This is a genomic window from Parabacteroides distasonis, assembly GCF_004793765.1.
In the GTDB taxonomy this organism is placed as follows: domain Bacteria; phylum Bacteroidota; class Bacteroidia; order Bacteroidales; family Tannerellaceae; genus Parabacteroides; species Parabacteroides distasonis_A.
Genome location: NZ_SRYM01000001.1, coordinates 36,711 through 59,112, shown reverse-complemented (window position 1 = coordinate 59,112; position 22,402 = coordinate 36,711). Strand labels below are relative to the sequence as shown.

Here is a 22,402-nt window from a genome sequence, read left to right as displayed (position 1 = left end):
GTGGCGAACAAAGCAATTCGTAGTTTCATTTGTCTAAAGTTGAAATTTGCAGCACAAACATAAATAAAATACTCGAAAAACAACCCCTAGAAACAAAAAAATACCTATTAGTTGGTATTGGTGGTACGAAGTTTTCAAGCTACCTTTGCGTAACATTTTAATAGGACATGAGATTATCAGAACTTCGCACAGGCGATAAAGGTGTTATAGTAAAGGTAATGGGTCGAGGAGCTTTCCGTAAACGCATTATCGAGATGGGATTTATCAGAGGGAAAGAAGTGATTGTTATACAAAACGCTCCGCTCAAGGACCCTATTCACTATCGTGTAATGGGATATGATGTCTCATTGCGACGCTCAGACGCCACATTAATCGAAGTCGTTAGTGCGGCGGATTTCGAGAAGGAACAAGCTACCTCGATACAAGATACGAGCAGGAGCGCTGACTCTTTTATCCTACCTTCCGACAATGAATTGCAAGCCATCGCATTACATAAAGGGAAAACGATTAACGTAGCCTTGGTTGGAAATCCGAACTGCGGAAAGACCTCTCTTTTCAATTTTGCGTCCGGAGCACATGAGCATGTGGGTAACTATAGCGGCGTGACCGTAGATGCCAAGGAAGGAACCTTCCAACAGAATGGCTATACATTCCGCATCGTAGATTTACCGGGAACCTACTCCCTATCCGCTTACACACCAGAAGAATTATATGTGCGCAAGCATTTGAATGAAGAGCAACCGGATGTGGTGATCAATGTTATTGACGCATCCAATCTGGAGCGAAACCTATACTTGACCTCCCAACTGATCGACATGGACGTTCGTATGGTGATCGCCCTCAATATGTATGATGAGTTGCAACGTCATGGAAATAAGTTTGATCATGAGTCCTTAGCAAAAATGATCGGAGCACCCATTATTCCGACCGTAAGTAAAACAGGCTTTGGCATAGAGGATCTATTTAACCGTGTAATCAAGGTATACGAAGAGGAAGATCCTGTCATCCGTCATATCCATATTAATTATGGAGAATCTTTAGAGAAAGGGATCAGCAACGTTAGGAAGACCTTGAAAAATAGCGTAGATATACCCAAAAGCTTATCAAAGCGGTATCTATCCATTAAGTTATTAGAGGGAGACCGAGAGGTAGAGACATTTATCAAAACGTTACCCGGTGCCGAAACGATCTTTCAAGAAAGAGATCGTAATACCATCCAAATAGAAAAGTTATTGCAAGAGGATTGTGAGACCGCATTCACGAATGCCCGTTATGGCTTTATTTCCGGAGCGTTGCGTGAGACCTACGAGCAAAATATGATCAAAGAGGCGACGAGTACGCAAATCATCGATCTATTCGTCACACATAAAGTTCTAGGCTTCCCAATCTTTATCCTGTTTATGTGGATCATGTTCGAGACTACTTTCCGTTTGGGAGGCTATCCGATGGAATGGATAGAGGCATTGGTCGAGGAGATCAGTAATTTCGTGCGCAGCTATATGTCGGAAGGACCTTTGAAAGATCTTCTGGTGGATGGTATCATCGGTGGCGTAGGAGGTGTTATCGTGTTCCTGCCAAATATCTTGATACTGTATATGTTCATATCATTTATGGAAGACTCCGGATATATGGCACGTGCGGCCTTTATCATGGACAAAATCATGCATAAGATGGGACTACACGGAAAATCTTTCATCCCCCTAGTGATGGGATTCGGTTGTAATGTACCCGCTATCATGGCCTCCCGCACGATAGAGAGCCGCAATAGCCGGATGATAACAATGTTGGTTAATCCGTTGATGAGCTGTAGTGCCCGCCTACCGGTTTATGTATTGTTGACCGGGGCGTTTTTCCCAAAGAACGCCAGCTTTGTATTATTAGCTTTATATGTATCTGGAATCTTGCTGGCAGTCATCATGGCTCGTCTTTTCAAACGCTTCCTATTTAACGAAGAGGATGTCCCTTTCGTAATGGAACTCCCCCCCTATCGGATGCCTACCGGCAAATCCATCATGATCCATATGTGGGAGAAAGCGAAACAATACTTGCACAAGATGGGAGGTATCATCTTAGTCGCTTCTATCATCATTTGGTTCTTTGGATATTTCCCCAGACATTCGGAAAGCGGGGATCAGTTTGACCGCCAAATAGCGGAAATCGAAAATACAGAATTGGATTCTCAAGAGAAAACGGATACGATAGAAAAGTTAGAACACTTGAAGACAATCGACCATCAGCAGAATTCGTATATCGGACGTATCGGCCAAACAATTCAACCGATCTTGGCTCCTTTAGGATTCGACTGGAAAATGAGTGTAAGCTTACTTACCGGTATGGCAGCGAAAGAAGTTGTTGTCAGCACGCTGAGCGTATTATACACAGGGAATGCCGATGATGATAGCCAAGCGTTGTCGGAGCGTTTGAAACAAGACCGTAACGCAGAAGATAATTTGATATTCACACCGCTCATAGCGATTAGCTTAATGCTTTTTGTCTTGATTTATTTTCCGTGTATAGCCACTATATCGGCTATTGTCAACGAGTCTGGCTCATGGAAATGGGGTATATTCGTTATCGTATATACTTGTGTCCTAGCATGGACCGTTTCTTTCATCGTTTATCAAACGGGAAATTTCTTTGTGGGTTTATTCAGCTAAGAACTTTCATCTGTCTTATTTAGTTAATATATAGAAGGTAAATTTATAGGTATGTGGCAAGATATAGCAATTTGCGTTATTGGTATCTCGGTTATCGGATATATCGCATATAAGGTTTATCGAATGCTTACGAAGCCAAAATCCAGTGATCCTTGCAGCGGTTGTAGTGGGTGTTCGTTGAAAAAAAAGTTTAGAATGAAAGAATAACAAAATATTTCCTATATTTGCGTTATTCTAATACACCATAGATTATGAATAACAAGGCCTTACAAATATATACTCTTTTTATCCTACTGATCTTATCAGCAGGCTGTAAAGATGGTTGGAAAAACCTCAACTTGCGTAGCGGGGAGAATGAATCTTTTTATTGGGAAAATAATAAGCTTGCAGCTCAGAGGCTAGCAAAAATCATGTACAATAAAACAGATAGTGGAAGTTATGAACGTTTTAAGATCGTCCATATTTCGGATTCCCATTTATCCTCTTGGTCTCCGAGCAATAATTACGAGTTACCGATAAATTTAAGGCAATCTATCCAATTTGCAAATCAACAAGAATTACAAATCAATGCGATAACCGCTACTGGGGATTTTATTTCTATTGATAAGAAAAAGGAAGCGAAAGAATATATGCGTTCATTTCTTCATTACCTTTATGACGAAAATCATATCCCCACTTTTATTTGTACAGGGAACCACGACAGTAATTCCGAAGAAGAGGTAGGTAACACTTTCTTATACAAAAATGAAATCAATGAATTATTATTCAGTAACAGTAACTATTCGATGAACCGAAACAGTTCTGAGAATTATTATTACTCAGATCTGCCAAACCCTCAAGGAGGAACAATCCGCTTCATTGCCCTTGATATGTTAGACCAACCAGCATCCCAATATAATACCTTATCTTACGCATATTTCTCACAGAAACAAATAGACTGGCTTATAAACACTGCATTGAAAAATGGTATGACAGACCATCATAGCGTTATTATCTTAACTCATTATCCATTTCAACGCCGTAGTGTAAATAACGATACCTATTTATGTGATGGGGATTACGTCCATGCGTGGAATATGATTCCCGAAATCATCGAAGCTTTTCGTACTCGTTCCTCATTAGAAAAAATATATCCAAATCAAATCGACCTAGCCTCCATCAATGTCAAGGCAGATTTCAGTGATCGCAAAGGAGAATTTATCTGCTATCTAGGTGGACATATCCACTGCAATGCCTATTTTGACGTGACTGGATTAGAAAATGAAAGTACAAAACTTGTTCCGCAAAAAATGATCCTTTGTACCAATCAAGCTCCAAGTGAAAAAGGATTGATATACAATAAGGTTATACGAGAAGAGGATAGCCTATCAAGTAACAGTTTTTGTATTTATGCTGTAGACACAAAAGAAAAGAAGATTTACATCACCTACTTCGGTGCCTATAAACCTTCTAATGATCGTAACTATCCGGAGATTCATACAATCTCATATAATTAAAATTTATCGACCTATACAATGATAGGTAAAGCCGGCTTCCTCTAACTCTGTCTTATCATAAATATTGCGTCCGTCTAAAATTAAAGGCGTGGACATCAATTTCTTAATAACAGACCAAGAGGGCATACGAAACTCTTTCCATTCCGTAACAAGCAACAGTGCGTCTGCATCTATCACAGTCTCATAAATATCTTTACCGTATGAAATCATCCCAGCGGGTAAACGTCTTTGAGCCTCGGGAATAGCAACCGGATCATAAGCAGAAACTATACATCCCGCTTCTTTCAACTTTTTGATTAAGATTAGTGAAGGAGCCTCTCGCATATCATCCGTTTCCGGTTTAAATGCCAATCCCCATAAAGCGATTCGCTTACCTTGTATATCTCCTCTAAAATGTTTCATTAATTTACGGAACAATATCGATTTCTGCTCCTCATTTACGATTTCCACCGCTTCTAGGATACGCATTTGATAACCACTATTAGCTGCGGTCTTCACAAGCGCCTTTACGTCTTTTGGAAAACAAGATCCACCATAACCACAACCCGCATATAAAAAACGGCTACCTATACGGGCATCCGTACCAATACCTTTACGCACCATATTCACATCTGCCCCCACGATCTCGCACAGATTAGCGATATCATTCATAAAGCTAATACGAGTCGCAAGCATAGCGTTCGCCGCATATTTCGTCATTTCAGCGGAAGGGACATCCATAAAAATTACCCGGAAATTATTTAACAAGAACGGACGGTATAATTTCGACATCAACTTTTGGGCACGTTCAGACTCAACCCCGACAACAACTCGGTCCGGACTCATAAAATCCTTGATAGCCGCACCTTCTTTCAAGAATTCCGGATTAGAAGCGATATCAAATTCAATACTCACATCCCGCAAAGCTTGTTCCTCTTTAATCGCTTTCTTGATCTTCTGGGCAGTACCTACCGGAACCGTACTTTTCGTAACAACCAAGATATATTTATTCATATAGCGTCCTACCGTACGGGCAACCTCAAGCACATACTTCAAGTCTGCGCTACCATCTTCATCGGGAGGTGTACCAACCGCACAAAACAACACCTCGACCTCATTCAAACATTCTTTTAAATCAGTCATAAAATGAAGACGACCTGCTTGGAAATTGCGTGCCACCATCTCGTCTAGCCCCGGTTCATAGATAGGAACTACGCCTTTTTTTAAATTCTCAATCTTTGCCTTATCCACGTCCACACAAAAGACCTCAGTCCCCATTTCCGCAAAACAAGTACCCGTTACCAGCCCGACATAGCCTGTACCTACAATCGCTATTTTCATTTATATCTATTACTTATGTTTCACACGTACTTTAAAGAGATACAAAAGTACGATTAATCCAAGAATTATACATAACTTTGACGACATTTTAATGAAAGGATAAAAAAGGACGGTACTTCATACAATAAAACAAGGTTTAAACGTTCTTTTAAAAGAAAAAGTATCCGGCTCAATAATTAGGATGTGTTTTGCAGCGTTTACTGCAGCCGGTGCATCTTTAAAACAAAAAGATTTTTATGCAAGCGATAATATTAGCAGCAGGAATGGGTAAACGCCTTGGCGAATTGACCAGGGAGAACACAAAGTGCATGATCAAGGTACACGAGCAAACCCTGATCGAACGCATGATAAAACAATTAAGTGAGCTGGGTATAAGCCGTATCATACTTGTCATTGGATACAAGGGAGACAAAGTAAGAGCCTTGATAGGCGACAGGATCGATAATACACCTATCTTATATATCGAGAATCAGGTATATGACAAGACTAACAATATATACTCTCTTTATCTGGCGAAAAATTATTTGGTAGAACAAGAAACTCTCCTCCTTGAATCAGACTTGATCTTTGCGGATGATATCCTTAAAAAATTGGTGGCCGACCCCAATCCTAACGTTGCGGTTGTAACCAAATACCAAAGCTGGATGGACGGAACAGTGGTCACCTTGGACGAAGAGAATAATATCCTGAACTTCATCTCCAAGAAAGCGTTCGAGTTCAACCACCAAGATACCTATTACAAGACTGTAAATATTTACAAATTCAGTAAGGAATTTTCCACGAACAAGTACGTGCCTTTTCTGGAAGCCTACTGCAAAGCTTTAGGTAATAAAGAGTACTACGAGCAAGTGCTGAAAGTAATTTCTCTATTAAACAAACCGGATCTCAAAGCTTTGAATATAGGTTCGGAAAAATGGTACGAGATTGACGATCAGCAAGATTTGCATAATGCAGAAGCTCTGTTTTCTGAAGGAAAACAAGCGTTAACCTTATACAGCAAACGGTTTGGTGGATATTGGCGTTTCCCTATGTTACTGGATTTCTGCTACTTAGTAAACCCCTATTTTCCAAATAGCCGCCTTAAAGACGAGATGAGGGTTAATTTCGATACGCTATTGGCCGAATATCCCTCAGGAATGCAAGTGAACGCACTATTAGCCGCCCGTTATGCGGAAATCTCACCAGAGCAAATCATCGTAGGGAATGGAGCGGCAGAATTGATCAGTTGCTTCTTGAGAACCTCACCAGCAAAAGGTAAGACCGGAGTGATCCTGCCTACTTTCGAAGAATATCCAAACAGGCTGGATCCTAAAGAACTGGAATATTTCACTCCCAACAATCGAGATTTTTCTTATACGGCTTCTGATGTCATTTCTTATTTCAGCAAGAAATCCATCAAGCAGCTCTTGATAATTAATCCAGATAATCCATCAGGTAATCTACTGTCTAAAGCCGAATTGATCTCCTTGATCGAATGGAGCAAGTCAAACAATATAAGGATCATTATTGATGAATCGTTCCTCGACTTCGCCAAACCAGACAATAAACTCTCTCTACTAAACAAGGAGATATTGGATGCGAATCCTCACTTAATCACAATAAAAAGCATATCCAAGTCGTATGGAGTACCAGGGTTGAGGCTCGGATTTCTTGCATCTGGCGACAAGGAATTGATCTGTTCATTGAAGAAGGAGATCTCGATTTGGAATATAAACTCCTTCGCCGAGTTTTACATGCAGATTTTCATAAAACACAAGGAAGATTACGAAAAGGCATGCATCAAGTTCCAAAAAGAAAGGGAACGTTTTCTCTCTAGGCTGAAGGAAGTATCTTTCCTGAGGGTAATCCCTTCGGCTGCCAATTATTTCCTTTGTGAGGTAATTGACTACTATACAACCGAAGAACTTTGTAGTTTTCTATTGGAGAGAAGCAATATCCTCATAAAAAATTGCGCAACAAAAGCCGGATTCAAAGGGATGCAGTACGTCCGGATAGCCATTCGCAACCAAGAGGAGAATGATCGGTTAGTAGAGGCTTTATTACAACTAAACAAGTAAATATATGCGTAATTATCATACTGTATGTATTTGTGGAGGAGGAGGCTTAGGGCATACTTTAGCCGCAAAAATCAGCAAGAATGGTTATCAAGTCCATCTATTGACCGGACATCCTGCACGATGGTCTAAGCACATCCTTGTAGAGGATTGCAATCAAGTCACCATAAATGGAGAGATAACTCAAATATCTGATCGACCTGAAGAAGTAATCCCCTCTGCGGACATCATCCTTTTATGTGTTCCCGGTTACCTCATTCAGCAAACACTCCACGCCATCGCCCCTTACGTGAGCCCTGGTACAGAGATAGGATCCGTCATTAGCAGTGGCGGCTTTTTCTGGATGGCCTGCCATGAGCTTGGCAAAGAACAACGGCTATTCGGTTTCCAACGAGTACCCTATATCAGCAGGGTAAGGGAATACGGACGGAGCGCAGAACTGAAAGGATACAAATCAATGTTAAAAATAGGAGGAAACAGCAATAGCGACCTGGAGGAGTTGACCTCTTTTTTCTCAAAAGCATTAGAAACTCCGACAATCGCATTGGGACATTACCTGGAAGCCACGTTGACAAACAGTAACCCCCTATTGCATCCATCCCGCATCTATGGAATGCTATCACCGTTCGACACAGATACTTACGACAAAGAATTCCTATTCTACGAGGAATGGGATGATAGAAGTTCTGAAGTCTTGATCGAATGCGATTCCGAATTCCAACGGATCCTTTCACGGCTCCCCATCCACCAAGAAGAGATTCCCTCATTGCTCCAATACTACGAATCGGAAGATGTAACGTCACTGACAAGGAAGATCCGATCAATCGAGGCGTTCAAAGGAATCAAGATGGCAATGGTAGCCCAAGGAGACAGATTCAAGGTTGATTATACAAATCGTTACTTTACGGAAGACATACCCTTTGGCTTGCTCATCATCAAATCTTTGGGAAACTTGCTAAAGGAAGATACCCCCATGATTGACCAAGTGATCCTTTGGATACAAGAACGAATGAGAAAACAATACCTCATCGCCGGAACATTGAAAGGCAAGGATATAGGAGAATCGGGAGTTATTCAAAATTTCAATATAAACACACTTGATGACTTATATAATCTTTAATATATAAGAATGGATATAAAGAAGAGATTCAAGAATCCTATGGTCATAAACTTCATCTCCTTGGTTTTGCTCCAAGGAGTGAATTATCTATTGCCCCTATTATCTTTTCCTTACTTATTCAGGGTGCTGGGGGTGGAAAGGTATGGACTAGCTACCTTTGGCTACTCATTGATGCAATATTTTGTCATGTTTACGGACTTTGGTTTTAATTTGTCCGCCACCAAATACATCTCCGAACACAGGAGCGACCTACAGAAGATCAATACCTATCTGAACAGTGCCATGATCGGACGTTTCATCCTATGCGTCATCAGCTTCCTGTTTTTATTAGCCTTGGTCTCGTGTGTCGACAAATTCAAGATAGACTCCTCCCTCTATCTGCTGTATTTCGGCATCATCCTTGGCAACGTCATGTTTCCCATGTGGTTCTTCCAAGGCATGGAAAACATGAAATACATCACCGTGTTCAATATCGTGGCAAAATCGCTCAGCTTCATTCCCTTTTTTATTTTCATACGAAAGCCGGAAGATTACCTATACGTACCGATATGTTATAGTACCGGATTCATACTCGCAGGACTCGTAAGCCTATATATCATATATGTAAAGATGAAAATGCGCTGGTACATCACCTCGTCCAGCCAAATTAAGAATGCACTGAAAGAAAGTTCCACTTATTTTCTTTCCCGACTGTCCACTTCCTTGTTCACTACCAGCAACTCTTTCTTGCTTGGATTAGTGGGCGGAAACACCGCTGTCGGATATTATTCGGCCGCCGAGAAACTATACCAAGCCTACAACCAATTACTATCCCCCTTCACAGGTGTATTGTTTCCGCACATAGCAAAAAGCCGCAATGTATCCTTCTTCAAGAAAATATTCTACTGGATTACATTTGCAAACTTTTTTTGCGTGACTGCCGCCCTCTTCTTATCTACTTATATGTTACAGATCGTTTACGGTACAGCCGATTCAAATATCTTAGAAGTTTTCCGCACGTTATTGTGCGCATGTTTTGTCACGATGCCCTCCATGCTCCTAGGCTATCCTTTCTTGGCAGCCATGGGATATCCGTTATATACGAACTACACGGTTATGGCCACTTCGGCTGTCCACATCACAGGATTAGCCATTCTCTACATTATGGGAATGATCTCTCCCATTACAGTAGCCATGATGGTAGTATTGTCCGAGACGCTTCTCATCCTTTTTCGTATTAAAGGTGTATGTAAATTCAAGCTTTTCAAAAACACAAAAAATTCTGACACTTGACATCCTTATTGAATAGAAAAAGCCTGTATTCAGAGAATATATACTTAGCAAAGTAAGATATCTTGTCCATTCTTAAAATCACCTGTCATTTTTCGGGCAGTTAAACAATTTCACTTGTCAATAAACTCACGACTCTCCTGGCTTACTTGTCACACACTGATAAAACCTACAGAAAAGCTTGTCATCAAAGGAAGCCCGAATATATAGAGTGATCCATATCGGACAAATAGTAAAGACCAATCTTCAAGCGTTTTTCAACATAGAAAAAAGCAAATAAATGCAAAAAGGATAACAATACATGGTTAATTCCAAGAATAAATTATAACTTTGTTTTTTAATAAAACATATACAAGTTACTCAGCGTATTCTTATTAAAGCATGATACAATATTTGATTAATAAACACTTTTTCAATCTGCTTATTTTAACCTTGACTTTTGGTATATTATTATACGATGCCATTGGTTTTGATTATACAGATGAAATTTGTGCCTTATTCCTATTTATCCTCTTTAGCATATATCTATTTTCCACATCGGACTGGAACTTTAACAAGGGTTTCTTAACAACCATTGGTATATTCTTATTCTACTTTTGCTACTCTTTATACATTGGTAGTAATACAAAAACGGCAATCATATCAGATATGTTAATTCAGATAAAGCCTTATCTCGCTTTTTTCTGTGTATATTCAATGATGCCAAGATTCAGTGATTCCCAAAAAAATATCATGAAATCTATTTGTCTTATATTTTGGCTTCTGCTACTTTCAATAGGATTAGGAACAATTGTTAAACCAAGAATTTTGTTTAACCTAATGGGACATCCCACTTATTATGCCGCAGCCGTAATATGTGTTTCTTTTTGTTATTTATATTGTAGTAAATTCACCAATCTAGAAAAAATCACATTCATCGCTTTATTATCTATAGGTTTAATCTCTAGTAGATCTAAATTCTATGGTTTTTTTGCTCTTACAGCATTTATCACATTCTATTTTTCTAATATCAAACAATTTAAATTAGATGCCAAAAACATAACGATCCTATTATTTATGATCATCGCAATTTTGTTCGTTGCTAAGGAAAAAATATATTTCTATTTCTATCAAACTTTAACAAGTGAGGTGGACAAAGATATGATCGCCCGCTATGTCCTATATACAACTGCCCCACAAATATTAATTGATTATTTCCCGTTCGGTAGCGGGTTTGCCAGCTTCGGGACATTTTCTTCGGGAGTATATTATTCAAATATCTATTCGAAATATGGAATTGACGGGGTATGGGGCATGAGTAAAGATTTTTACAATTATATAGCAGATACTTATTACCCCTCTTTAGCCCAATTCGGTATTGTAGGGATTATCTTATACATCACGTTTTGGGTTTATATTTTAACGAAGGCGATAAAATTTCATAAGAAGACTTATAACATGAAGTGTTTATCTATGGTATTGATGATCATTGGTTTCTTTATCATTGAAGGTACTACCGACTCAACATTTACAACGCATAGAGGCTTTTTTGTCCTTATGTTATTAGGTTTAATATTATCAGATTTGAAGAACGGAGTGACAGATGAAATTCATCCAAATACAAAAGAGTTACAAGATGAAAATACTTCAGATAAATAAATATTTTTTCAAAAAGGGAGGTGCTGAAACCGTCTTTTTCAACACAATCCAGCTCCTCGAGAGACATGGGCACACAGTTATCCCATTCAGTCTTAAGAATAAGAAGAACGAACCTTCTCCTTATGAGTCGTATTTTGTAGACTATCCTGAACTATCGGAGTCTTCTCTACCAAAAAAAATAAAGAATTTACCGGCTTTCATCTATAATAAAGAAGCCGCACGTAAATTAGAGAAGTTGATCCAAAAGGAAAAACCGGATGTAGCGCACATACATCTGATGTTTAATAGTATGTCTGTATCGATCTTACCAATCCTCAAGAAATACAATATTCCTATTATCATGAGTGTCCACGACTATCGTTTAGTCTGTCCTGCATACACATTCACAGATGGAAAAAGGAATTTTTGTGAGCGTTGTAAGACCGGGAATTACTACAATTGCATAACACACAAATGCTCAAAAGGTAACCTCATCAACAGTTTCATGTTGAGTATGGATAGTTATTTCCGATCAAAATTCTATTCTCCGATCGATTACATCAATCGATTTATATTTGTCAGCAAATTCTCGATGAATAAGCATATTCAAGTAGAGAACCGATTCAAGGATAAATGTACCTATTTGTACAATTTTACCCCGAAGGTAAAAGATTACAGCTCAACAAAAGGAGATTATATCTTTTTCTTTGGAAGAATATCCGAGGAAAAGGGTATCCTCACCTTATTGAATGCGATCGAGCAAGTTCCTGATATAAAATTAAAATTAGCCGGAACCGGACCTTTATTGGAGCAACTAAAGTCTCAAAGCCCTCCAAACGCAGAGTTTCTAGGATTCAAACAAGGAGAAGAACTGCGGGAACTTATCCACAAAGCCTCTTTTGTTGTAGTCTCATCCGAATGCTATGAGAATAACCCGATGACAATCATTGAATCCTATATGATAGGAACTCCTGTCATTGGCAGTAATTTGGGAGGAATACCAGAGCTGATTATTGAAAACAAAACCGGATATACATTCAAGCCAAAATCATCCGATGATCTAAAAGAAACGATTACAAAGGCTTGTTCTATATCTGAGGAAGAATATGCGAGAATGTCGGATGAGGCACAGAAATTCGCGATGGATAACTTCTCGGAAGAAAACCATTATCAAAGACTCATCAAAAACTATCAACTCATTATCGATCAGAATAAGCGATGAAAAATGTTTATGTATTTGGAACAAGAGGTTTTCCAAATGTACAAGGAGGCGTAGAGAAACATTGTGAGCAACTTTATCCGGAACTGACTTCTAAATATAACATTTCTATATTCAGGAGGATTCCATTCTTAAAGAAAAATGCGGAAAAAGTATATAAAGGTATCCAATTCATAGATCTACCTTCTACACGTATAAAAGGGTTTGAGCCTTTTTTCCATTCATTCTTGTGCACCATATATTGTATTGTTAAGAGACCGGATATCGTACATATCCATAACATTGGTCCCGGAATGTTCATACCACTCCTTAAACTCGCTGGGTTAAAAGTTGTCCTTACGTATCATAGCGCAAACTATGAACATAAGAAATGGAATTACATATCCCGAAAAATATTAAAATTCAGCGAATGGATAGCTGTTAATGGTTCCACTGCCGTAATCTTTGTCAATAAAAAGCAAATGTGTCTTTTCAATGATAAAATTCAGCGTAAATCCACTTATATTCCGAATGGAGTATATCGCAAGCAACTAGCGACAAGGACTGATTATATAGAGAAACTAGGGTTACAACCTCAAAAATACATTTTAGCAGTTGGACGTATTACACAGGAGAAAGGATTTGATTATCTCATTGATAGCTACGTACGATCTTTACCTCATGACTTCAAGCTCGTTTTAGCTGGAGGAGTAGACCATAGCTCCTCCTATTCGTCCGAGATCAGTAAAAGAGCCCAAAAACAGAATGTAATCATGCCCGGATATGTGGATGGAGAATTTCTAAGGCAATTATACTCCCATGCCAGACTCTTTGTATTACCTTCTTATAATGAAGGCTTCCCATTAGTGCTTTTAGAAGCTATGAGTTATCATCTACCTATATTGGCAAGTGATATACCCGCTAATAAACTACTTGAGCTAAATCCAGGGGACTATTTCAAAACAGGGAGTGCTTTGGATTTATCTAAGCACATAAAACAAAAACTGGCTCAAGAATTTACCAGAGTAGACTATCCACTCCACGAGTATACGTGGCAGAATGTCAGCGACAAAGTAACTACAATCTTTGACAAGATATAAAAATATCCCTCAAAATACTATTTAGTTATTTTGAGGGATATTTCTATATAATCGGCTTTATTTCATGAGCATGTTGCGCAGCCAAACGCAGCTTCTCAGGAGGTGGAGTCATATAATTAGGGCCATATAATGTCGTTAAATATACATCAGGTCTATGAGGCGCAAAAAACTTTGAATCCTCAAAGTCTATCTCTACCACAGGAAAGATATCGTCAAATCGAAGATATCTTTTCCACAAGGTATCAAAACCATGACCAAGGCGACAGTCTGTACCTAATCCCCGATTCTTATCAATGAGCTTCTTCGCTAATTTCATATATTGAAGAACCAGTTTATGGAATACAGGATGAAAAAAAGCCAATATTTTTTTATCAATAGACTCATCCTTGAAATATATCGCATCCAAGCTCTTGCATATAAACGTATTATAGGCCTTCACCATTTTCTCAAACACAAAGGGTAATTTTTGCTTATGATAACGATCCATAGGAAATATATCTATAAACAATCCCTTTTCGCACTCTTCATCCTCATATCCCGGAGATAATATAAAGCTTTTCTTGTCCCTTACCTTACAAGGTAAAGGCAAATAATGGTAATGAGGATCAGTCTCTCTGGTCTGCAACATCATATCTTCTGGAAACTCATTCACAGCAATCTTTACAAAACGCTCATAATCTTCACGAATCATACAGATATCCAAATCATCATCCCAAGGAATGAAACCTTTATGGCGAACCGCACCTAACAAGGTACCCGAACACATCCAATAAGAAATATCATGCTTTCGACATATATAATCAATAATCTTAAGCATCCTCAACATCACTAATTGCGCTTGACGCAATACGGTTTCTCCTTCTTGACGATTGTCAGGATATAGTTTCGAGAAATCAACTACACTCATAAGATACTACTTAGAACCTTTACTTTGCTTTTTATATTCTTGGATAAGAAGAGACGATTGCTTTCTTACAAATAAATAAGATATAGGTATCACCAATGTTAGTACCAGCATTCCTATAAGCGCAAATAACTTACGAGGGCCTACAGGCTTACTCTTCACATAGGCAGGATCAATCACCCGAGCCTTATCTCTTGTCTGACCTAAGATAAGAGCGGTCTCCTCTCGCTTCTGAAGCAATATCAAATAAACGCCTTGAATAATTTCCTGCCTACGTTTCAACTCTATAAACTGTCTTTCCGCAACTGGATAATCATTCATCTTTTTATATATTTCTTGTTCTTTCGCTTTTACATCCTTTATTGATAACTGCATACCTTTTTGAGCGTTACCAATGGTTTTTATAACACTACCTCGTAATTTATCAGCTTGCTCAGTCAAAGTTCCAACCAAGGGGTTATTGATACTAGAATTCTGAATTACCCGGGCACGTTCTAACAAAACTTCATTATAGCTAGTTAACGCACTTCCTTTCTCTCCTTCTTGAGCAGACAATAAGACAGGAACCAAATTATATTTATTCGTAGGATCCTTCACGAATTCATCCATCATATTGATGATATTGGATTGAGCCTCCAATTCTATCAACTTTGTTTGTAGTTCTTTCATTTGCTCTACATAGAATTGAACATCATGTTCAATATCCATCAATCGGTTCTTACTTTTATATTCTTCAATCTGACTTTCGACAGCGGCAAGTTCCGCTACAATATTCTCAATCCTCCCATCTAAGAAAACCAAAGATTTACGAGCCTCTCCTTTTTTATACGCCTCAGCTTCCTTGTTATAGATCGCAATTAATGTATCTAGCATATCTGTACCCCGATTCTTTTCGTAATCAGTGCAACTCAACTCTATTACGTTTGAGGTCTTGGAGCTTTCTTCTATTAAAAATTCTTTTTCCAAATCCTCTGCGACCCAACCCGCAGGATTATATGTGATATCGAGCTTTACAGAGGTGATATTTTTTTTTTCCGGCGCAAAGTCCAATGTGAAGTTTCCCATCGGTAACTCAATGGAAGCAGGCAATGATGGGAAACTAAAATATTTCTTTTTCATATTAACAGACTCCGCAGAAACCTCTGCCTTTCCATTTTTTACGGAAACCGAGAACTCCACAGCTTCAGCCAAACGGGCGTTTGTAGCAGAATCGGCAACCATCTTTAAAGGAGATTCATCATATAAACGATAGCCCAAAGAAAATGGTTCACAATAATCCACATTCACGCCTAATTTCAGAACCATATCCCGAAGCATTTTATTAGAAGTCAATGTCATTAGTTCATCATCTATATTAACGACACCACCAGAAACAGATCCCAGCCCAAAAGATTTCATCAATCCGGCGGCCTCTCCTAATCCAAAGCCACCTCCTCCAAGGTCTTTATCTTCCTGTATTTGGATACGGGCCATCATCTCATATGTACGAGGGTAATAAATCAGATATAAAACCGCAGGTATTATAGAAAACAAGAATACCCCTAAAAATAATTTCCAATGCAATAGATATCTTACGATAATACTTTTAAGTCCGATTGTTTCGTTGTCTTTCACTTCCATCATCTAATTATTATTTAGTAATAGCCAATATAACAGTCGTTATCACAGATACAGCGCTCAAGATTGAGGAGAACACGGTTATACTATATTGTTGGGCCTGACTGTAACGGGCGTTTCTCTTCTTCGCATTATTCGGTTCTACATAAACAACATCATTTTGTTGAAGATAATAATAGGGGGAAGTAAATATATCCGGCTCAGTAATATCCAAACGAGCGAACTCCTTCTCCCCATTATTGTCTCGTATAACCAAGATGTTCTTACGGTTCGCGTTAATTGTCAAATCACCGACTTGGCCTATAGCATCTAAAATTGAAAGACGATCATTTTTCACGGAAATCGCACCGGGCCGAGAGACCTCACCCATCATCGTGACCTTATAATTTACAATCTGTACATTAACCAAGGCATCTTTCACATAAGGGGAGATCATTTCTTGCATTTTATCACTGAGTTGTTGCTTGGTCAATCCCACCACGCAGATCTTTCCCAAAACAGGGAAATTTATGTCACCATCCCGATCAACCAAATACGTCCTTAATTGGCCAGAAGAAACCGTCGTAGTCTCACCTTGAGTCGCATAGGCATATACAGGGGGATTAAAGGGAGTAACAACAGTCGGATCCCATGCCGTAACGGTTATCGTAAGCAAGTCATCAGGGCAAATCTTCGAGGTATAAGCTTGATTCATCTTACTTACCTGTTCGGGGGTTAAGGCATCCACTCCTTGGAAATAAGCGACATCTTTAGGAACAGAACAAGCCCCTAACAATAAGACAAAGCATGCCACTACTGATACTAATTTTACTCTCATAATCTTTGTTTTCTTCAAATAAGGTACAAATATACGTTTTTTAGTTTGAACATGAGGTCTCAAAAGGACCACAAGTATAAAGATACTTCTATAACGATGCAATTGTCTAGATATTGCTGCATGCCAAATCAAAATTATAGTTGTTTTACCGCTTTTTTCATGATTATTGCGTAAGTTTGTGACAAAACAAAAATATATGGTTGAGATAGGAAAATATAACACGCTGAAAATAGTGAAAGACCTGGACTTCGGGGTTTATTTGGATGGCGGTAACGGGGTGGAGATATTGTTGCCGAATCGTTACGTACCTAAAGACGTGAAGCCCGGGGATGAGATCGAGGTGTTTATTTATCATGATAACGAAGGGAGGTTGATCGCTACTACCGCACGTCCTCTGGCAACGGTCGGGGAGTTCCAGTTCATGGAAGTAAAAGACGTGAATAATGCCGGCGCATTTTTGGAATGGGGAATCATGAAAGATTTGCTCGTTCCTTTCAAGGAGCAGAAAATGCCGATGAGAGAGGGGAAATGGTACTTGGTCTATGTCCGGTTGGATCATGTGACAGGACGTATCATGGCATCCGCACGTATCGAGAAGTTCTTGAACAATATCCCTATCGATTACGAGCAGAATCAAGAGGTTCGGTTATTGGTAGCCGATGAGACGGATCTTGGCTATAAAGTGATCATCAATAACCAGCATTGGGGATTGATCTATTATAATGAGGTATTCCAGCGTCTTGAGAAGGGCGAGCACCTGAAAGGCTATATAAAAGAGATACGTGAGGATGACAAGATAGACGTGAGCCTAACGCCGCAAGGCTACCAAAAGGTAGAAGGGATCGCTGGCGTCATTCTGGAAGCAATGAAAACACAGGGGGGATACATCCCGGTACACGACAAGAGCGATCCGGACGTGATCTATTCCTTATTCCGCTGTAGCAAGAAAGCTTTCAAACAAGCGATCGGGGCACTCTATAAGCAACATCTTATCATGCTGGAAGATGGCGGGATACGGCTCGTGAATAAGAAGTGACCCATTTATATAAAAAAGTCAATGGAATCTGTTACAGAATCCATTGACTTTTCTTTATAAATCCATTGAGTTAGTGAATGGATTCCTTTGACTTTCTAATCCAGCTTCAATACGGCCAAGAACGCTTTTTGCGGAACTTCTACCGTACCGATCTGCTTCATTCGTTTCTTTCCCTCTTTCTGTTTTTCCAGCAATTTACGCTTACGGGAGATATCGCCTCCATAACATTTCGCCGTCACGTCTTTACGGACAGCCTTGATCGTCTCACGAGCGATGATCTTAGCGCCTATCGCCGCTTGGATAGCGATATCGAATTGCTGGCGGGGGATCAACTCTTTCAGCTTCTCACACATACGACGTCCGAAAGTAACGCTATTATCCACGTGTGTCAATGTAGACAAGGCGTCTACCGGCTCACCGTTCAACAGGATATCTAATTTAACTAATTTGCTCGGACGGAAATCATGCAAATGGTAATCGAAAGAAGCATACCCTTTTGAAATACTCTTCAACTTATCATAGAAATCAATTACGATCTCGCCCAACGGCAAGTCATAATGAATCTCGACGCGATCACCAGAAATATATTCTTGCTTAAGCAGGACGCCACGCTTACCCAAACAAAGAGTCATGATCGGACCGATATAAGTAGTGTTCGTGATCACGGAAGCACGGATAAACGGTTCGTCTATATGATCAATCAAGGTCGGGTCCGGCAAGCCTCCCGGATTATGCACCTCGATCTCCTCCCCTTTCTTTGTATGCACGATATAAGAAACGTTCGGTACAGTGGTTATCACATCCATATTGAACTCACGATCCAAACGCTCCTGAACAATCTCCATATGCAACAAGCCCAAGAAACCGCAACGGAACCCAAACCCCAGCGCGGCGGAACTCTCCGGCTGGAAAGTCAAGGAAGCGTCGTTCAACTGCAATTTCTCCAATGACGCACGAAGATTCTCGAAATCCTCGCTATCGATCGGATAGACACCGGCGAAGACCATCGGCTTCACCTCCTCAAAACCGGCGATCGCGTCTTTAGCCGGGCGAGACACATGAGTGATTGTATCACCGACACGCACCTCCCGGGACGTCTTGATGCCGGAAATGATATATCCTACGTCTCCCGTCCGGATCTCCTCACGGGGGCACATATCTAATTTCAATATACCAACCTCGTCGGCGTCATACTCTTTTCCCGTAGCGACAAACTTCACATGGTCACCTTTACGGATCACGCCGTTTACCACCTTGAAGTAAGCGATAATGCCACGGAACGGATTAAATACGGAGTCAAAAATCAGGCACTGCAACGGAGCCTCCGGGTCACCTTTCGGAGCTGGGACCTTCTCCACGATCGTATTCAAGATCTCAGTCACTCCCTCACCTGTCTTTCCGCTCGCCCGTAAGATATCCTCACGAGGACAGCCTAACAGTTCCACGATCTGGTCCTCGACCTCCTCCGGCATGGCGCTAGGCAGGTCAATCTTGTTCATCACCGGAATAATCTCTAAGTCATTCTCTATCGCCATATACAGGTTAGAGATGGTTTGCGCCTGAATACCTTGGGCCGCGTCCACGATCAACAACGCACCCTCGCAAGCGGCGATAGAGCGGGAAACCTCATACGAGAAGTCCACGTGCCCCGGAGTATCGATCAGGTTCAGTATATATTCTTCACCCTTATAATTATACTTCATCTGGATCGCATGGCTCTTGATCGTAATACCACGCTCACGCTCCAAATCCATATCATCAAGGACTTGAGCTTGCATGTCTTTACCTTCTACTGTCTTGGTATACTCAAGCAAACGGTCTGCCAAGGTACTTTTCCCATGGTCAATATGAGCAATAATACAGAAATTGCGGATATTCTTCATCTGCTAAATTTATTTTTAGGTACGCGAAGATAGGAAATTTAGCCTAAATACTATACTTTTGGCATACCATTTGTTGTTAATAGTATATGACAATACAAGAAATAAATAAAGCATACAACCGAATTATCGGTTCATTAGACGAAAAAGAGCTAAAGAACGCGTTCGATTTTCTCCAAAGTCTAATAGCGGGAATACGTGAGTACTCATTCCAAGACAGGTTGAACGAGCTACAAGATACTTATAAATATATGTTGCGATACCGGATCGAGGGGGCTAAAGATCCGATGCAAGACCAAATATACAACAACTTGATCGCATCCAGCTATGAGTTCGCGGATATAGTGAAGCACAAGGCCTTATCAGTAGATTCGCCTCTCTCCTATTATAGTCGTAGACGAATGATGCAAAAGGAGCTTACTAACTATGGCCAGCTCCACGAGATTTTGAGAAACGCTTCTCTGGCGAAGATAGAGACTCCGACCGGAACCATTACGGAGCAGCAGCAAATCGAATCTGCCACGATCCTATTATTCAATAAGATCTGGACCTCGAATCCGCTCAACAAGGAAGAAACAGCCTCTATCAGAAGCCTATTGAACGACCAAGAGTTGCCTTTTATCATCGGTAGCCAAATCGTATCGGCATTAATGCTGGGGTTGCAAGCCGCTTTCGATAAGGAGAAACTGCTATTATTATTTGATGCGGCCAATCTCCAAGAAGACGAGATTCGTTACCGTGCGTTGATCGGGATTCTCCTGACGCTCTATACCTATAGAAAACGTACGGCGTTATATCCGCAGATAGCGGATCGGCTAGCGGCTTTATCTGAGGGATTCCCTAATTTCACGAAAGCGATCCGCACGATTACCCTCCGTTTTATCCTAGCCCGTGAGACGGAGAAGATCACCCGTAAGCTACAAGACGAGATCATTCCGGAGATGATCAAGCTAGGCCCCAAAATCAGTCAAAAGATAAACTTGAAGGATATCACTCCAGAAAATCTCGGAAACGAGATGAATCCTGAGTGGAAAAATATGTTATCGAACAGTTCCCTAGGGAAGAAGATGGAGGAGTTCAGCGAACTACAACAAGAAGGAGCGGACGTAATGCACTCTACTTTCGTGCACCTAAAGCATTTCCCCTTTTTCCGGGAACTGGGTAACTGGTTCATGCCATTCACGACCGAGCATTCCGCTTTCGGCAATCAGTTGAGCAAGAATCAAACGGAAAAGGATATGCTAGATTCCATGACTCTTGCGGCATTCATGTGTAATTCCGATAAATATTCCTTATATTTCAGCATGATGCAATTGCCGGATCAAGCCCGTCAAATGATGATGGGACAGTTTGGTAGTCAAGCCTCCGAGATGATTCAGCAAACCAAGGAGGAATTGATAAGTAAACGGGGAAAACTGGAAATCATATCCAGACAATACATACAGGATTTGTATCGTTTCTTCAAACTTTATCCGGGACATCTGGATTTTGATGACATATTTACATCTGCGCTAGACTTTCATAACCTGCCAATTTTGCAGCCTTACGTCAGTGACGAGGAAAGTCTGACAACTATCGCGGAGTATTACCTCCGGAAGAATTACTTCCTCGATGCGCTCACGATCTACAATCGTTTATCCAACGCAAATCAAGAAAGTGACATCTTATTCCAGAAAATCGGTTATTGCAAACAAATGAATGGCGATATACAAGGCGCTTTGGAGGCTTATTTACATGCTGATCTTATCAATCCGGACAGTAAATGGGTTATTCGCCGGATCGCCGGTTGTTACCGTACCTTAAAGCAACCGGAAGAAGCGTTGAAATACTATCATCGTTACGAGGCTTTCAATCCGAATGATTTATCGATCCAAATATGTATCGGCCACTGCCACCTTGAACTCAAGGACTACAATGAGGCGCTGAAATATTATTTCAAGGTAGATTATCTGGACAATAAAAGCACGAAGGCTTGGCGTCCGATCGCTTGGTGTTCTTTCTTGACCGGTAAATACGATCAGGCCCGTAATTATTACAAAAAGATCATGGATAATCAACCCAACACCCAAGATTTCTTGAATGCGGGACATACGGAATGGGCATTGCAGAATATCAAGGGAGCGCTTGCTTTTTATAAAAAAGCCGTGGAGAAAGAGTCCGGTGATTTCTCGAAGTTCCAAGAGCAGTTCAATCAAGATATCCCCGATCTTCTTGTAGCGGGAATCGAGGAGGCGGAAGTGCCGTTGATGATGGATCAACTCCGGTACTCCTTGAGCAATATATTCTAAATCCAGCCATCCAACAATTTGAGAAGATA

Annotated in this window: 15 protein-coding genes; 10 read left to right on the top strand and 5 right to left on the bottom strand. The window is 40.3% G+C overall.

Features of this window, described 5'->3' with window-relative positions; all coding sequences use genetic code 11:
* Positions 1-167 precede the first annotated feature (167 nt).
* Positions 168-2,657, top strand: coding sequence for a ferrous iron transport protein B (feoB, locus tag E5342_RS00315; protein WP_135958559.1), 2,490 nt, complete (start codon positions 168-170; stop codon positions 2,655-2,657).
* Between the two features lie 251 nt (positions 2,658-2,908).
* The gene (locus E5342_RS00305) at positions 2,909-4,153 is read left to right on the top strand and encodes a metallophosphoesterase family protein (RefSeq protein WP_121734756.1); all 1,245 of its coding nucleotides are present in this window, start codon (positions 2,909-2,911) and stop codon (positions 4,151-4,153) included.
* Between the two features lie 3 nt (positions 4,154-4,156).
* Here E5342_RS00305 and E5342_RS00300 read toward each other — a convergent pair whose 3' ends face one another.
* Complete coding sequence (locus E5342_RS00300; protein ID WP_121734757.1) at positions 4,157-5,473, bottom strand: UDP-glucose dehydrogenase family protein; 1,317 nt, start codon at positions 5,471-5,473, stop codon at positions 4,157-4,159.
* A 236-nt stretch (positions 5,474-5,709) separates the two neighbouring features.
* On the opposite strand from E5342_RS00300, the gene E5342_RS00295 reads away from it, so the two are divergent.
* From E5342_RS00295 to E5342_RS00270, 6 genes are all read left to right on the top strand, one after another.
* Positions 5,710-7,530 carry an aminotransferase class I/II-fold pyridoxal phosphate-dependent enzyme gene (locus E5342_RS00295; protein WP_121734758.1) on the top strand — a complete coding sequence of 607 codons (1,821 nt, stop codon included), beginning with the start codon at positions 5,710-5,712 and terminating at the stop codon, positions 7,528-7,530.
* Positions 7,531-7,534: 4 nt separating this feature from the next.
* A complete protein-coding gene (locus E5342_RS00290) occupies positions 7,535-8,647 on the top strand; it encodes an NAD/NADP octopine/nopaline dehydrogenase family protein (RefSeq protein WP_135958558.1) in 1,113 nt (370 codons plus the stop codon).
* Positions 8,648-8,656: 9 nt separating this feature from the next.
* Positions 8,657-9,919: an oligosaccharide flippase family protein gene (locus E5342_RS00285; RefSeq protein WP_135958557.1), complete on the top strand. Its 1,263-nt coding sequence runs from the start codon at positions 8,657-8,659 to the stop codon at positions 9,917-9,919.
* 729 nt (positions 9,920-10,648) lie between these two features.
* A complete protein-coding gene (locus tag E5342_RS00280) occupies positions 10,649-11,554 on the top strand; it encodes an O-antigen ligase domain-containing protein (protein ID WP_236651329.1) in 906 nt (301 codons plus the stop codon).
* Complete coding sequence (locus E5342_RS00275; protein ID WP_135958556.1) at positions 11,532-12,755, top strand: glycosyltransferase family 4 protein; 1,224 nt, start codon at positions 11,532-11,534, stop codon at positions 12,753-12,755. The genes E5342_RS00280 and E5342_RS00275 overlap by 23 nt, the downstream gene beginning before the upstream one ends.
* Positions 12,752-13,831: a glycosyltransferase family 4 protein gene (locus E5342_RS00270; protein WP_135958555.1), complete on the top strand. Its 1,080-nt coding sequence runs from the start codon at positions 12,752-12,754 to the stop codon at positions 13,829-13,831. Before E5342_RS00275 ends, E5342_RS00270 begins: the two co-directional genes overlap by 4 nt.
* Positions 13,832-13,874: 43 nt before the next feature.
* On the opposite strand, the gene E5342_RS00265 is transcribed toward E5342_RS00270, so the two are convergent.
* The 3 genes from E5342_RS00265 to E5342_RS00255 are packed head-to-tail and all read right to left on the bottom strand — an operon-like array spanning position 13,875 to position 17,169.
* A complete protein-coding gene (locus E5342_RS00265; protein ID WP_121734763.1) occupies positions 13,875-14,738 on the bottom strand; it encodes a LicD family protein in 864 nt (287 codons plus the stop codon).
* A 6-nt stretch (positions 14,739-14,744) separates the two neighbouring features.
* Positions 14,745-16,358 carry a GumC family protein gene (locus E5342_RS00260; RefSeq protein ID WP_135958554.1) on the bottom strand — a complete coding sequence of 538 codons (1,614 nt, stop codon included), beginning with the start codon at positions 16,356-16,358 and terminating at the stop codon, positions 14,745-14,747.
* 7 nt (positions 16,359-16,365) lie between these two features.
* The gene (locus E5342_RS00255) at positions 16,366-17,169 is read right to left on the bottom strand and encodes a polysaccharide biosynthesis/export family protein (RefSeq protein WP_121734765.1); all 804 of its coding nucleotides are present in this window, start codon (positions 17,167-17,169) and stop codon (positions 16,366-16,368) included.
* Positions 17,170-17,365: 196 nt separating this feature from the next.
* Between E5342_RS00255 and E5342_RS00250 the strand changes: the two genes are divergently transcribed.
* Positions 17,366-18,205 (top strand): CvfB family protein, encoded by an 840-nt coding sequence (locus E5342_RS00250; RefSeq protein WP_121734766.1) that lies wholly within the window; start codon positions 17,366-17,368, stop codon positions 18,203-18,205.
* Positions 18,206-18,300: 95 nt separating this feature from the next.
* On the opposite strand, the gene lepA is transcribed toward E5342_RS00250, so the two are convergent.
* Positions 18,301-20,088: a translation elongation factor 4 gene (gene lepA, locus E5342_RS00245; RefSeq protein ID WP_121734767.1), complete on the bottom strand. Its 1,788-nt coding sequence runs from the start codon at positions 20,086-20,088 to the stop codon at positions 18,301-18,303.
* 86 nt (positions 20,089-20,174) lie between these two features.
* Between lepA and E5342_RS00240 the strand changes: the two genes are divergently transcribed.
* Positions 20,175-22,373: a tetratricopeptide repeat protein gene (locus tag E5342_RS00240; protein ID WP_121734768.1), complete on the top strand. Its 2,199-nt coding sequence runs from the start codon at positions 20,175-20,177 to the stop codon at positions 22,371-22,373.
* The last annotated feature ends 29 nt before the right edge of the window (positions 22,374-22,402 follow it).

Bases quoted from the DNA above. Each gene is read 5' to 3' on its own strand.
- E5342_RS00305 (WP_121734756.1), top strand. From the start codon at position 2,909: ATGAATAACAAGGCCTTACAAATATATACTCTTTTTATCCTACTGATC.
- E5342_RS00255 (WP_121734765.1), bottom strand. From the start codon at position 17,169: ATGAGAGTAAAATTAGTATCAGTAGTGGCATGCTTTGTCTTATTGTTA.
- E5342_RS00290 (WP_135958558.1), top strand. From the start codon at position 7,535: ATGCGTAATTATCATACTGTATGTATTTGTGGAGGAGGAGGCTTAGGG.
- E5342_RS00265 (WP_121734763.1), bottom strand. From the start codon at position 14,738: ATGAGTGTAGTTGATTTCTCGAAACTATATCCTGACAATCGTCAAGAA.
- feoB (WP_135958559.1), top strand. From the start codon at position 168: ATGAGATTATCAGAACTTCGCACAGGCGATAAAGGTGTTATAGTAAAG.
- E5342_RS00295 (WP_121734758.1), top strand. From the start codon at position 5,710: ATGCAAGCGATAATATTAGCAGCAGGAATGGGTAAACGCCTTGGCGAA.
- E5342_RS00300 (WP_121734757.1), bottom strand. From the start codon at position 5,473: ATGAAAATAGCGATTGTAGGTACAGGCTATGTCGGGCTGGTAACGGGT.
- E5342_RS00250 (WP_121734766.1), top strand. From the start codon at position 17,366: ATGGTTGAGATAGGAAAATATAACACGCTGAAAATAGTGAAAGACCTG.
- E5342_RS00280 (WP_236651329.1), top strand. From the start codon at position 10,649: ATGAAATCTATTTGTCTTATATTTTGGCTTCTGCTACTTTCAATAGGA.
- E5342_RS00270 (WP_135958555.1), top strand. From the start codon at position 12,752: ATGAAAAATGTTTATGTATTTGGAACAAGAGGTTTTCCAAATGTACAA.
- E5342_RS00285 (WP_135958557.1), top strand. From the start codon at position 8,657: ATGGATATAAAGAAGAGATTCAAGAATCCTATGGTCATAAACTTCATC.
- lepA (WP_121734767.1), bottom strand. From the start codon at position 20,088: ATGAAGAATATCCGCAATTTCTGTATTATTGCTCATATTGACCATGGG.
- E5342_RS00275 (WP_135958556.1), top strand. From the start codon at position 11,532: ATGAAAATACTTCAGATAAATAAATATTTTTTCAAAAAGGGAGGTGCT.
- E5342_RS00260 (WP_135958554.1), bottom strand. From the start codon at position 16,358: ATGATGGAAGTGAAAGACAACGAAACAATCGGACTTAAAAGTATTATC.
- E5342_RS00240 (WP_121734768.1), top strand. From the start codon at position 20,175: ATGACAATACAAGAAATAAATAAAGCATACAACCGAATTATCGGTTCA.